This window comes from Cedecea lapagei (assembly GCF_900635955.1).
Lineage (GTDB): Bacteria > Pseudomonadota > Gammaproteobacteria > Enterobacterales > Enterobacteriaceae > Cedecea > Cedecea lapagei.
The window spans coordinates 956,632-970,061 of sequence record NZ_LR134201.1 but is presented as its reverse complement, the minus strand read 5'-3'; the positions used below and the strand labels follow the sequence as shown (position 1 = coordinate 970,061).

At 55.6% G+C, this 13,430-nt stretch carries 10 protein-coding genes; 1 reads left to right on the top strand and 9 read right to left on the bottom strand.

The genetic code is table 11. The features are described from left to right. Positions 1 to 12: 12 nt before the first annotated feature. Positions 13 to 993, bottom strand: coding sequence for a nickel/cobalt transporter (locus EL098_RS04815; RefSeq protein ID WP_126355217.1), 981 nt, complete (start codon positions 991 to 993; stop codon positions 13 to 15). Next, positions 984 to 1,631, bottom strand: a complete 648-nt coding sequence (locus EL098_RS04810) for a DUF1007 family protein (RefSeq protein WP_126355215.1) — start codon at positions 1,629 to 1,631, stop codon at positions 984 to 986. Before EL098_RS04810 ends, EL098_RS04815 begins: the two co-directional genes overlap by 10 nt. Before the next feature lie 123 nt (positions 1,632 to 1,754). Between EL098_RS04810 and csiE the strand changes: the two genes are divergently transcribed. Further along, positions 1,755 to 3,035, top strand: a complete 1,281-nt coding sequence (gene csiE / locus EL098_RS04805; protein WP_126355213.1) for a stationary phase inducible protein CsiE — start codon at positions 1,755 to 1,757, stop codon at positions 3,033 to 3,035. On the opposite strand, the gene EL098_RS04800 is transcribed toward csiE, so the two are convergent. The 7 genes from EL098_RS04800 to EL098_RS04770 all read right to left on the bottom strand — a co-directional run bounded on the left by EL098_RS04800 (position 3,032) and on the right by EL098_RS04770 (position 13,404). Continuing rightward, complete coding sequence (locus EL098_RS04800; RefSeq protein ID WP_126355211.1) at positions 3,032 to 4,171, bottom strand: 3-phenylpropionate MFS transporter; 1,140 nt, start codon at positions 4,169 to 4,171, stop codon at positions 3,032 to 3,034. The two genes, csiE and EL098_RS04800, sit on opposite strands and share 4 nt — an antisense overlap. A gap of 237 nt (positions 4,172 to 4,408) precedes the next feature. Beyond that, positions 4,409 to 5,293, bottom strand: coding sequence for an aldose 1-epimerase (locus EL098_RS04795; protein ID WP_126355209.1), 885 nt, complete (start codon positions 5,291 to 5,293; stop codon positions 4,409 to 4,411). A gap of 11 nt (positions 5,294 to 5,304) precedes the next feature. Next, positions 5,305 to 6,366 (bottom strand): zinc-dependent alcohol dehydrogenase family protein, encoded by a 1,062-nt coding sequence (locus EL098_RS04790; RefSeq protein WP_126355207.1) that lies wholly within the window; start codon positions 6,364 to 6,366, stop codon positions 5,305 to 5,307. A 64-nt stretch (positions 6,367 to 6,430) separates the two neighbouring features. Further along, positions 6,431 to 7,429 (bottom strand): ABC transporter permease, encoded by a 999-nt coding sequence (locus EL098_RS04785; protein WP_126355205.1) that lies wholly within the window; start codon positions 7,427 to 7,429, stop codon positions 6,431 to 6,433. Between the two features lie 23 nt (positions 7,430 to 7,452). After that, positions 7,453 to 8,967 carry a sugar ABC transporter ATP-binding protein gene (locus tag EL098_RS04780; protein ID WP_126355204.1) on the bottom strand — a complete coding sequence of 505 codons (1,515 nt, stop codon included), beginning with the start codon at positions 8,965 to 8,967 and terminating at the stop codon, positions 7,453 to 7,455. A gap of 31 nt (positions 8,968 to 8,998) precedes the next feature. Further along, complete coding sequence (locus EL098_RS04775) at positions 8,999 to 9,934, bottom strand: substrate-binding domain-containing protein (protein WP_232012412.1); 936 nt, start codon at positions 9,932 to 9,934, stop codon at positions 8,999 to 9,001. Between the two features lie 188 nt (positions 9,935 to 10,122). Further along, positions 10,123 to 13,404 (bottom strand): DUF5107 domain-containing protein, encoded by a 3,282-nt coding sequence (locus EL098_RS04770; protein WP_126355200.1) that lies wholly within the window; start codon positions 13,402 to 13,404, stop codon positions 10,123 to 10,125. Positions 13,405 to 13,430: the final 26 nt, after the last annotated feature.

The following is a 13,430-nucleotide window of genomic DNA, read 5'->3' as shown; positions in this document are numbered from 1 at the left end:
TCTCAGGATCAATCAGAAAGGCCGAATTCCTCGCGACATCGGCTGAGCGCTCAGCCACATGATCAGCGCAGCTACCACCAGAATCACGCCCCCTGCCAGCGCAAGCGTTGACCATCCCACCTGTCGCCACAGTGCCGGCGTCCGATTGCCGCTCAACCGAACGGCCAGCGAGCGGAAGCTGTGCACCAGCAGCGCCAGACCGGAAATGGTGATCGAGGTTCCCGCGGCCATCGCCAGCGCAGAAAGCACGCCCCAGCTAAAGACCCCGATCACTTTGCTGAACAGCAGCACCATAATCGCGCCCGAGCAGGGACGCATTCCCATAGACAGCACGATCATCAGCCTGGCCCGCCAGTCGCTTCCGGCCGCTAGCTGTTTTTCATCGGGGATGTGCTGATGCCCACAGCCGCAGTTCGCGTGGTGAACATGGTGCGGCGTAAACGAGGTAAATTTGGGTTTACGGCGTAGCTGAACGCATAAACGGCGCAAAGCGCGCCAGCTCAGTAAAACGCCAAGCCCCCCAACCAGCAGATAACTGCCTTTTTCAAGCCAGAAGCTGCTGAGATGAAGCTGCCGCGAGGGCAAGGCCAGCACGCCCAGCACGACAGCCACCAGCACTATTGCCACCAGCCCCTGCAGTAAGGAGGCGGCAAAGGTCAAAACGAGGCTGCTTTTGAGCTTTGAAGGATGGGTAGCAAGCCAGGTGGTGATAACAATCTTTCCGTGGCCCGGCCCCAGCGCATGCAGCACGCCGTAGACAAAGCTAAACGACAGCAGCGACAGGCCTGCACGAGCAGGATTTTCAGCCACTTGTCGCAGCAGCCCGCTCAATTCCTGATTGATTGAACGTTGCCAGCTGGCAGAACTGAGTAAAATCTGTGGCCAGTAGAGCCAGAGGGCGTAAAGCCCACCGGCGACCAGCAGGAAAAACAGCGCCAGCGGCCACAGATGAGCCCAACGACGTGTGGGAGAAGAGACGGCAATTACTGACATGTTAGCGTCACCTCCTGAGCAAACTGCTTCCCTAGATCCATGTCCTCCGGCGGCGCATCGGCTTTATCCAGCGACTGCGCGAAGAGCAGCGTCTCTTCGCTGGGTTTTGGCGTATGAACGGAAACTTTACAGCCAGAAGCCAGCTCCGGCGGCAAATGAACGTCCCTGTCGTGCTCATAGCTCATGTCGACAAAATAGGTCGGATCAAAGGTCGAGAAGCGATAAGTTTGCCCCTTCAGCGGCTGCGGATGTGCAAGCGGCAGTACGAACGTCAGCACGGCCTGGTGATGGCTTCGACTCAGGCCATATTGCGGCGGCAAATTGCCAAACTTCACCTTCTCATTGCTATGCCAGAACTCGGTAAAATAGTGCTGCCCCAGCACGTTGGCCATCACTTCGGCAGCCAGCTTTTTCCATACCGGTGAGTCAGGTTTGGCATCACCTGCGTCATACAACAGGTCTGCTGAAGTAATCTCGTCCATCGTCCACTGCATTTTTAACCCCGTCAGCTGCCCTTGATCCACCACGGGCGTGGTGACGATAGAGATAAAACTGTGGGGGTGCGCCTGTACGCTCGCCGTTGAAAGGCCTGCCAGCAGTATGCCTGCTTCCCTCAGGCCGATTCTTTTGTCGCTCATGCTTCCCTCAAGATTGAATTCTGTGAGCCAGCCGGAATTCCGTGATGAAAAACTATAAAGGCCGATATATTCGTCGAAACCTTTAGCTATTCTTAACTTCTGACACCAAATTGGGACTGCCGGATGATGACTTTACTGACGCCGCCACCCTCTGTGCTTTCCAGTTCGCAGCGCCGATGCCAGCTGCTGCTGATGCTCTATCTTCCGGAGCAAATCGTTACGCCAGAGGTGATTGCCGGCATTAACGGCGTTGACCAGACGCAGACCCTGCAAGATATAGCCGACACGGGCCGCGAGATCCAGAGTTATCACCGTCTCACCCTGTGCCGGCAGCAGGACGGTAGCTACCGGATTGAAGGCACAGCCCTCGACAGCCGCCTCTGCCTGTTCCACTGGCTGCGGCGTTCGCTGCGCCTTTGCCCGCAGTTTGTACAGCATCACTTCAGCCCGACGCTTAAGTCGCAGTTAAATCAGCTGGGGCTTATCAAGGCGCTGTATGACGAAACCAATTTACGTGCGCTGGTTAATCTTTGCGCCCGGCGCTTAAAAAGGCAGTACGACAGCCGGGACAGCCAGTTTCTGACGCTTTTTTTGCAGTATTGCCTGCACCAGCACCATTCAGGCAACGCGCCTGTTCTGACGACGCAGCAGCGCGAATGGAGCCAGCTGCGGCCTGAGTTTTTTGTCGCGCAGGAGATAGCCCGCCACTGGAAACGCCGGGTGATGCAGCCCGCGGACGTGGATGAGCAGCATTTTCTGGCGCTGCTGTTCCAGCTGCTCAGGATCCCCGATCCTATCAACGATGAGCACGAGCAGGATGCGCGTTTGCACAATGAGATCGCGCGGATGATTGAGCGCTTCCGTCAGCTGGCCGGCCTCTCTTTTAGCGACGAACAGGGACTGAGCGACCAGCTTTATGTTCATCTCGCGCAGGCGCTGAATCGCTGCCGGTTTGATATCGGCATCGATAGCGGCCTGCCCGAAGAGATAACGCGCCTTTACCCACGCCTGATGAGAACCTCGCGAGAGGTGCTTGCGGAATTTGAAGAGCATTATGGGATTCAGTTCCCGGACGCGGAAATTGGCCTGGTAGCGGTGATTTTTGGCGCCTGGCTGATGCAGGAATGCGAGATTCAGGAAAAACAGGTGCTGCTGCTGACCGGCGACGATCCGGCTTTAGAACAAGACATTGAGCAGCAGCTGCGTGAGCTGACGCTGCTGCCGTTAAATATTAAACACCTGGCGGTACAGCAATTCCAGAGCCATGGCGCTCCGCGTGAAGTGGTGCTGGTAATTACCCCCTACCCCACCTCGCTGCCGCTCTTCTCTCCTCCGCTCATTCACGCCACGCTGCCGCTGGGAGACCACCAGCAGCAGCGTATTAAAGAGCTGCTCGAAGCCTAGCTGACGGCAGCCACTTTGGGCCGCAGGAACAGCGCTGGCACCGCCACCAGCGCCATGACCCAGAACATTCCCCCCTGCAGATGCTGATAGAGGAAGCCGGAGAAAATGGTCATCACGGCGATCCCGCCGCCCATCGCCACGGCGGAATAGACGGCCTGCAGGCGAATAACCTCGCCGCCTTTACGGGCAGAGATATAACGCATCGCCGCCAGGTGGCAAACGGTGAAGCTGCCGCAGTGCAGGATCTGCGCCACAATTAGCCACGGAAGTTCGGTGGTGCTGGCCATCAGGCTCCAGCGGATAATGCCGGTAACGGCGGAGAGCAGCAGCAGATCCCGTGCGCTCCAGCGGCGGAACAGCTTGTTGCTAAGCGCGAAGATAACGATTTCCGCCACCACGCCCAGCGACCATAAATAGCCCACCACAGAAGCGGAGTAGCCCGCGCCCTGCCAGTAAATAGCGCTGAAACCGTAGTAGGCCGCGTGCGCCCCCTGCAGCAGGGAAACACAGGCCAGAAATCGCCACGCGCTCAGGATCAGCGCTTTCCAGGCTGGCCAGCCCGCCGAAGCCTGATGTCGTACCTCGCCCTGCGGCATAATTGAAGGCCGAAGCATCATGCCAATTAGCATCGACGCCGCGCCAAGGGTCAACAGCACCAGAATGGCCTGATAGCTGAACTCGCTCACCAGCTTGCCGGTGAGCGCCGAGCCGATAACAAACGCCAGCGATCCCCACAGCCGCACCCGGCCATAGTCGAGGGTCATTTGTCGCTGCCAGGTCCCCGCCAATGCATCGGTTAGCGGCACCAGCGGCGAGAAAAACAGGTTAAAACCAATCATCGTAAGCAGCAGCCATAACGCGGTATGACCCAGCCAGAAACCGGCGGCAAAAATTAAGGTCGCAAGGGCTAACAGACGGAGGGCAAAAACAAGGCGGGAAGGAGCGGTCACGCGTGGTGCCAACAACAAACTGCCGAGGAAGCGGGCGATCAACCCTGAGCCTAACAATAATCCTATCGTTTCAGGGGGAAGCCCGACGCCTTTGAGCCAGACGCTCCAGAAGGGCAAAAACACGCCATAACTAAAGAAGTAGGTAAAGTAACTGAGCGCCAGCCAGCGCGTGGAATGCAAAACCATGATCCCTCCCGTTTTGGAGGCGATAGTGTCGGGGATAGCCGGCCGGCATGCAAGCAAACATTAACAGAGCAGTAACACACATCGAAGGCATGGCTATTAATGGCTCCTCATCCTCTGAAAGCAGGGTTAATCCGGGGGTTATGGCCAGTGAAAAGTATCGGGATCCCGGAGAGCGGCTAAGGTGGCAGGCAGCTAAAAAATGATGCCCCTCAGGAAAAGAGGCATCATTAAGCGAGCTTAAAGCGTCGAGACGCTAATCCTCATATTCTGGCCAAGCGTCTCACCCTGTTTGAGGGTCGTTAACAGACCACCGCCTGGCCGATGATGATCGTCAGGCGCGTGGCTCATTGGCTCCAGGCAGAAGAAGTCAAAATCATACCCTTCATCAAACTGAGGATCGGAGACAAAGATGAAATAGCACGGAGCAGGAGGATCCGTTTCCATCGATAAAGCAACGCCTTCCTGCGGATACGCGATTTTCGCCTGACCATCCCAGCCGGAGAATGCGTTATTCACCCAGCGACGCGGTAACTCGTTTGGCTGGTTAAAATCGAGCGATTTCGGCAATTGAGGCTGAAACTCCCCCGCCAGCCACTGTTCGCGCTCAAGCCAGTACCCTGTCGCCCGAGCCTGGATACTGGTTTGTGCCGTAAGAGGAAAATAAGGATGCCAGCCGAGGCCAAACGGTAGCGGCTCTTTCCCGTTATTCACCACCGTTAATGAAACCGTAAGCGAGTCGCCGGAAAGATGGAACGTTTGTTGAACGGCATAACGATATGGCCCCTCTAAATGTTGATATTCCAGCACCAGCCACCCAGGTTCCTCTTCCAGGGGCTGCCAGAGAGTCAGCCAACCGTCGCCGTGCAGATAGTGGCTATCCCATGCAACGTTAGGCTGAAGTCGGTAATCTTTTCCGGCAAATGTAAAAGCGTTACCGCTCACCCGGTTGCCAAAAGGCACAAGCGGAAAACAGGAGGACTCCACGGCAATGCCGCTCTGCTTTCCGGGTCGCAGAAGCGGGATCAACTGCCCTTCATTCTGCCACCACAGGCCTTCAATCGCCCCTCCCTGGCCGGATACCAGCAGCTTCAGGCGTTCATTCTGTAAGGTAAACAAGCTCATGATCCGCTGCCTCAGTCCGGGAAATTAATCACCACTTTTCCACATTGGCCGCTCGCCATTAGCGCGTAGGCTTCACCGGCCTGTTCCAGCGAGAAGCGGTGGGTAATGGCGCTGTGCGGATAAAGTTTCCAGTCCGTCAGGTCATAGGCACATTTTTCCATATGGTAGAGGCTGGTAACCCAGGAGCCGATGATGCGGCGCTGATGGTGCATCAAATCGGCGCTGACCTCGAACTCCACTTTTCCCGTTTCGCCGATGTAAACCACTCGTCCCCAGTCTGCCGTGGACTGCAGAGCAAGCAGGCGACCGGCGGCGTTACCCGAGCAATCAAGCGCGACATCCGCGCCGCCACGCGTCAGCTCAGCAATCAGCTCCGGCAGCCTTTCCGTTGTCGCCAGGTAGCCATGGTCCATCAGGCCAAGTTTTTTTGCCGTAGCGAGTCTGTCAGGCAACATATCAACGCCAATAATGCGCTTCGCGCCACGCCCACGGGCCAGCATCATCGCCATCATGCCCACGGGGCCGAGGCCGACCACCAGCACATTGTCGCTCCCGGAAACCTCGCCGCGGAGAATGCCTTCATAAGCCGTGCCAACGCCGCAGCTGATAAAAGCCCCGTCTTCGTAGCTGAGCGCATCCGGCAGATGGATAAGGTCTTTTTCTTCTGCCAGCAGATATTCTGCATGCCCGCCGTCACGCTGCCAGCCATAAGCCGCCTTGCCCTTTCCGGTACAGGAGATAGGAAATCCTCGGCGGCAGTTGGCGCAGAATCCACAGCCCGAGATGTGGTAAACCAGCACCCTGTCACCTTCCTTGAAGTGTCGGCACCCTTCTCCCGTTGCTACTATCTGCCCACAGGGCTCATGCCCATTAATAAATCCCTGGTAAAGCGGCTTATCGGGCGCGGCGGCCGTAGCACGGTGCTGGTGATAGATGTAATGCACATCACTGCCGCAAATACCCGACGATTTCATTTTCAACAGCACCTGGTTAATCCCCGGCTTTGGTACGGCAACTTCCCGCAGCTCGACGGTAGAGTTACCCGGTAGATAGGCTGCCTGCATCGTTTTCATTATTCCCTCGCCTTATATAAGATAAAAATTGTTCCCGCCTGTACGGCAGAAAATCCGAATAACATCAGCGCGTTGATTTGCTGTTTCGCTGAGTGAGCAGGATATTTGCCAGCACTGCCACCACGATAATGGCGCCGCGAACCACCTGCTGGAAAAAGGAGTTGATGCCGAGCAGCACCAGGCCGTTGCCAATCAAGGTGATAACCAGCACGCCAAGGAGCGTCCCCAGCAGCGAGCCGCGCCCGCCGGACAGTGCCGTGCCACCAACTACCACGGCAGCAATCACATCAAACTCCAGGCCATTGGCAGCGCCCGCATTGCCAGACCCAAGCCGTGCGGCAAGCAAAATTCCTGTAATGGCAGCCAACAGACCAGAGAGCGTAAAGATCATGATGCGTACGCGTTTGACGTTGATGCCGCATAGTTGCGCCGCCGCTGCATTGCCGCCGATGGCAAAGACCGAGCGACCAAAGGCCGTTTTACGACTAATGAAAACAAACAGAGCAAACAGCAGCATCATGATGACGGCTGAAACCGGCAGGCCGAAGAGCTGGCCGCCAAACCAGTCCAGAACGGGATTTTCGTCAATCGGCACCGGTAATGCGTTGGTCATAAATAACCCCATCCCGCGCAGGGCACTCCACAGCCCCAGAGTGGCAACAAAGCTCGGCACGTTGAACACGCCGCGCAGAATGCCAGCCAACGTGCCCAACAGCGCACCGAGTAAAAGCACCAGCAGACAAGCAACCCCCAGTGGAACCTGAAACTGCAGTAAAAACGCCAGACACACGGAGACAAAGGCCACCATTGGCCCAACGCTGACGTCAATTTCACCGGAGATAATGACCAGCGTCATCGCCCAGGCCGCAATCCCGATGGTGGCCGCATCCCGCAGCACGTTCATTTGGTTATTCAGTGAGATAAAACCAGGCGCATTGAAAGAAAACGCCAGGTAGAGGATCGCAATCACCACCAGCAGACCGATAACGTTAATGTGGCGGCTAACAAACTGCTTCACCGATACGTTTTTGCCTTGCGGCAGAGTGAGTAACGAGGCTGACATCTTGAAATTCCTCTGTAAGTTCATCAGTGCATGGACAAAAGGGCGGACATCAATTCGTCCACGCTGACGGGAGACTGAAACGCTTTGCTGAAGGTACCGTGTTGCAGCAGCAAAATTCGGTCGCAAACAAGGGGAAGCTCTTCCACTTCGCTTGAAATGAACACCACGCTCTTCCCTTCCTGCGCCAGCTCCCGGACGATACGATAAATCTGCTGCTTGGCTTCGATATCCACGCCGCGCGTGGGCTCATCCAGCAGCAGGATCTGACTTTCGGCGTAAACCCAGCGGCCAATCACCACCTTTTGCTGATTGCCGCCCGAGAGCGTGCCGATGGGCGTTTCGCTGTCGGCGGCCTTCACGCTCATTCGCCGCATAATCTCTTCAGTGAGGAGACGAATCCTGCCCCACTGAAGGACGCCTTTTTCACTCACACGGCTGCGGCTAGTGATCACGGTATTTTCATTTACGCCGAGCAAAGGAATGATCCCCGCCTCTTTGCGATTTTCCGGGGTATAGCCCACCCCGCGCCGCAACATATCCCCGTAGTCGGGATGCTTAACCACTTCACCGTTGATAAGAATTTCACCGCTATTGAAAGGCTCCAGCCCGATAAGCGATTTCAGTAACTCGCTACGTCCCGCGCCCAACAGCCCCGCAATTCCCAACACCTCGCCACGATGTAGCGTCATGGAAATATCTCTGAGCTGAGGAAGACGTTGCAGCCCGCGAACCTCCAGTACCGGCTCGCCACACGCGGCTGCCATTGAAACAGGAGGATGCTTTTGGGTTTCATGCCCGAGCATCAGGCTGACGATATGCTGGGTTGAAGTGTTGCTGAGGGAAACATCGCCCGCGACCTGGCCATCGCGCATGATCGTGGCCGAAGTTGCGATGCGCCGAATCTCCTCCATACGGTGGCTGACGTAGATCACCGCAATGCCAAGGGTGGACATTTTCCGCACCGCTTCGATCACCAACTCAACTTCAGCGTTTGCCAGTGAACTGGTCGGCTCATCAAGGATCACCACGCCGGGATCGCCTTCCATGACACGAGCAATCTCCACCAGCTGTTTCTGCGCGGGGCTAAGGCTTTCCACCAATACTTCCGGGTCAATTTCCACGCCGAGCGCCTGCAGGCTTTGTTTTGCCTGACGTGCCATTTGTGCATTATCAATCGCGCCGCGCCGCCTCGGCCAGTGGCCCAGGCAAAGGTTTTCCGCCACCGTGAGGCCATCTACGAGGCTAAGTTCCTGATAAACAGCCCTAACGCCAAGTGACGATGCCTGCCGGGTCAACGACGCCTCTCTGCCCTCAAGGCGCTTTCCCCCCAGCAGCACCTCACCGCTGTCCAGCCGCTCACTGCCGGTCAGCATGCGGATTAACGTTGATTTGCCGGCGCCGTTCTTTCCCAGTAGAGCTCTCACCTCGCCTTTATGAAGGGTGAAGTTAACGTTATCCATGGCAACCACGCCCGGATAGCGCTTATGACCAGCAATAATTTGCGCGACGGGCAGCGGCCCGGTTTGTTCTATCGTCATGCCTGCAGACCTCAACAAAGATAAGTGACCGCTACGGTAAACCATCAACATGCGTGGTGAGCCACTGCCTGCCGTCTTCTGCCTTGCTGTATAAATCAACCGGCACCTGGGTAATTTTCTCTTTAGGGATATTTTTATTAATAACGTTTACCGTCTGGGCAAATACGGCATTCCCCATTTTCTTACCGGAAATATCTACGACCGCTTTCAACACCTGGTTATTCTGTAATTCCTGAGCTATTTCGGTGGTCATATCTGAGCCGAACACGGCAATTTTCCCGACCTTATTTTGATTTCGCACGGCTTTAACGGCGCCCAGCGTCGCGCCGCCCGACTCGCCCATAATGGCGTCGAGATTTTTGCTCGAGACAATTAATTTCTCACCAACGGAAATCGCTTTATCAAGCACGGTGCCTTCCTGATTCGCGACAATTTGCATCCCCGGCACGCGAGCTTTTACTGCCTCTTCAAAGCCTTTGCGGCGCTGGACGCAAACTTCAAAAGCTTCGCAGTTAATAACGGCGATTTTAGGCGCTGGAATATTGTTAGCAATAAAGTAATCGGCAGCGGCATTACCCAGCTTTTTACCAAACTCCAACGGATCGCCAACCAAATAGGCAGAAATATACTTTTCAACACCCTTTTGATTAATGCAGGTGTTGTAACAAATAACTGGAATTCCCGCTTCGCTTGCGCGTCGTATGGTGCGGGTGCTGCCATTTTCCGAAACGGCAGAAAGAATAATGGCATCCACGTTTCTGGCAACCAGCGTATCAATAAATGAACTTTCTTTGGAAATATCGCCCTGAGCGTTAGTTTCGATAAGCTGTACCTTCACGTCCGAAGATTTAGCCGCATCCTGAACGCCCTGGCGAACACCTGCATAATAGCCCTGGGTGTCGAGGTAGATGGCGCCCACGGTTATCTCTTTCCCGGCGGCGAAGCTCACAGAAGAGATGCTTAGCATCAGTAAGGCAAAAAACGAGGTTATGGTGTGTCGGGACATGTTTGTCTCCTGTAGGGTAACTATTTATTATTATTACTTTTTCATGACCCGCCGAGCCTGACGCTGCGGTGGGTCATGAAACACTACATACTTAAAGCATTTCTCGCTAAGCGACGCGCTTGCCGCTCATATATTTCAGTTAACGGCGTTCAGTGAACAAGGTGCTGGAGGAAAGAGAACGCGCGATGGAGCAGCGGCGCGGCAGGCCATACCGGATTCAGTTTTTCAAGGGCCTGACATGCCTTGCGGTAGCCAGATTCGTCGCCCCTTCCCGCCGCGGCCAGCGCCTCCACCAGCAGACACTTCTCTTTATGCTGTTGCTGAAGATCGCCATACAGCGCCAGCAAATCAGGCTGGGAGACGGCAAAAAAGTCAGCCTCAACCGGCGATTGCATCATGTTTTCCGCCCAACATTGCATCTCACTGAATAACCGTTCGGCGCTGGCCTTTTCCCCCAACAGGTGCAGCGCCATGCCTTGCCAGAAGAGATACCCCACAGGCTGGTCGTTGTAATAGCTATGCACATTGATTGAGCGGTCACCCATGGCAGCCTTACGCAGGCAACGTTCAGCCTCATCACGCTGGCCACGCTGCTGTGCGCAAACGCCCAGCCAGAACCAGATGTCGTTATCGGTTTGCCCTGATAAGCGTCCTTCGCTCAGGTTTTCGGGATAATGCAGCGCGGCGTTGAGCACTTCTGCGGCCTGCTCCGGCTGCTGGCCTTCAATAAGCTCCCAGGCGCGCAGCAGATGGTTGAGGATAAACTGTCCGGTTACCTTGCCTTCACCGCCCTCCCAGGGGTGGAATTTACGGGTGGCGAGGATTTTTTCCGCTTCCGCCGTTTTGCCGCAGTGATGCCACAAACTCAGCAACTCTGCGGTCATATCATCGCGTCCCAGGGCACAAGGAAGGTTGGCCTCCAGGCGTGCCAGCCGGGTTGCCGGATCGACTGCGGTCAGCTTGTCCAGCAGATCGCGTTCGAACAGCAGCCGGGAATCATTGGGCTGCAGCTTACAGGCCGTATCCATATAGCTTGCTGCCAACCGGGCATCGTGATGTTTATTCCAGGCATGAATGGCCAACCCTCGCCAGGCATCGGCAAAATCGGGCTGCATCTCCGTGCAACGCTGCCAGAGTGCAATCGCTTTCTCATAGCTACGTTTGCTGTAGTGGAAACAAGCGAGCAGATGCAACGCAAAGTAGCACTCTTCGATTTTTTCCAGCGCAGCCACTTCATCAAGCGAATTAGGAAAGCGTACAAAGCCCGGAAACACGCTACGTGCCCGGATAATGAGTGGCGCACGCTCGGCTTGTGGGAGCAGACTCGCATGTAGATAAAGCGGCAGCGTGCGCTGCATATTCAGCATGTCCAGCACTTCCATGGCCAGGTCACGCATCCCCCAGTTGAGCAGCTGTCCGCCCGTGAGTAAGGCATTGACATCGCGATTGCCGCACAGGCCACGCCATTGGTTAAGGCTGGCATCGCTGCGGTCACAATAGGCTTTCAGCCACCTTAACGTTGGATTTAACGGATAGTCGTTCAGGTGACGCTCACGCTCTTTGCCGGCCCGCTCAACCTGGCCGTCAAGCTGAAGAAGCAGGTTTTCAAGGCAAATAACATCCTGATTGCACGGTGAAGCCCTCAGGCTCAGGCGGCAGAAATGTATCCCCTCTTCATAACGTTTCTCACGGGCGCACAGCCTTGCCAGCCCGTAGAATGCAGCGGCTTTTGAATTACCGCTCCATGTCGCCCGCCAGAAGTCCTCCTCTGCCTCCTTCCAGCGTTCCTGACGTTCAGAGGCGCTGGCACGAATCAGGCTGGCCTGCCCGCACTGTGGATTTTTGTTTAGCCGATGGGCGCGTTGAAGCGCCTGGGTAGCGTAGCTCCGGCAGCTGGCGTAATCAGCGCGATTATATTCGAGTACGGCAAGAGCGAGGTTGCAGCGGTAATCCAGCGGATCCAGTTCAATGCCACGCAGGTAATAATCAAAGGGCGATCGGCTCGCATGATGGTACTGTTCGAGGTGTTGACCGATGAACCATGCTTCGTCGACGCTGGTGATTTCCGCTGCACAAAGCGGTGCCCTGGCAACTTCTGGCAAAGATATTTCCTGAGGCTGATGTTCCCGATAACCGATCGCTTCTCTGTTATGTTGGTCGAGCAGCGTCAGGGCCAGCCGCCCCGCGGAAACTTCATTTAACGAGCCTCGCAGCACGTTGCCCGGCTCAAGGTTCACGGCTTTATCAAGCAGCGGTGTCTCACCCCCCTCTTCACTGATGAGTAACCGATGCCCGATGAGCGGAGAAATAGCGTAAATTCCCCACTCAATGCCGGCGTCAGTGCGCTCCAGCTTGATGACCGCGTCTTCTGAGGCATTCTGCACCATGCCAAGGGAATGATAAGGAAGGAAGTACTGAACGAAACGCTTTTCTTCGAACGCGTCCAGCCAGGTAAAATCAGGCTGATTATCGGCGTAAATGCCGGTCATTAGCTCAATGTAAGGCCCATTATCATCGGTCAGATTGCGATCCCACGCCTGGCCGAATTCGCTGTATCCCCAGCTCCACTGTTTTTTACCCGGCGCGATATGGTGATCGGCTACATGGAGCAGACCACCGTCTTCATCATGGCTCCAGGCCCCGACAAAGTCATACTCGGATTTTTCGGCCATATAAGAGGTGGGAACAGGAACATTTTTATAGCGCGAGATATCCACGCCTGCGGAATAATCCACTTTGTAATAGGTGCCGGTGGCAATCGGGAAAGTCGATACCGCGCGTTTGCCGTGGTCAAATACCGCGGTAACATCGGGCGGGAAGACGCTTTGGTGGCCATCGCCCCCCTTCACGGCAGGGTTAGCCCACCACAGGAAATGTCGGGGGGTGGCGTTGGCGTTGTATACCCGGCTGGCAATTTCAAGCGCCGCACGCTGCGGCCTGAGGATAAACCCGGTCATCACCTGCAGCCCGTGCATGGGTTCAGTTTCCCCGACCCAGACAATTTTTGCCCCGTCCTCGCACTCTTCAATACTGAAATCAACCGGCATATAGGTTGTCGGACGGTGGTGCTGAGGCCAGTTAAATTCGATACCGCCTGAAATCCACGGGCCAAGCAGCCCAACCAAGGCAGGTTTAATGACGTCATTGTGATAGACAAAATCACGCTGTTTGATCTTGTCCCAGGCACGATGAACTCGGCCCCCCAGCTCCGGCAGGATCATGACTTTGAGATAATCATTTTCCAGCCACACGGCCTGCCAGGCTTTCAGGGTTTTTGTGTCACTCAGCGTATCCGTCACGCCGTAGGGATAGACGACACCAGAGGATCCTTGATAAACCCGATTTTCCAGGAACATCGGGTGCACATCCTGAGGACCGGTTTCATAGGTCGGAATGCTTACGGTTTCTTGCCAAACTTTTACTGGTTCCATGTCGCCCTCAATATTAACAAGACATA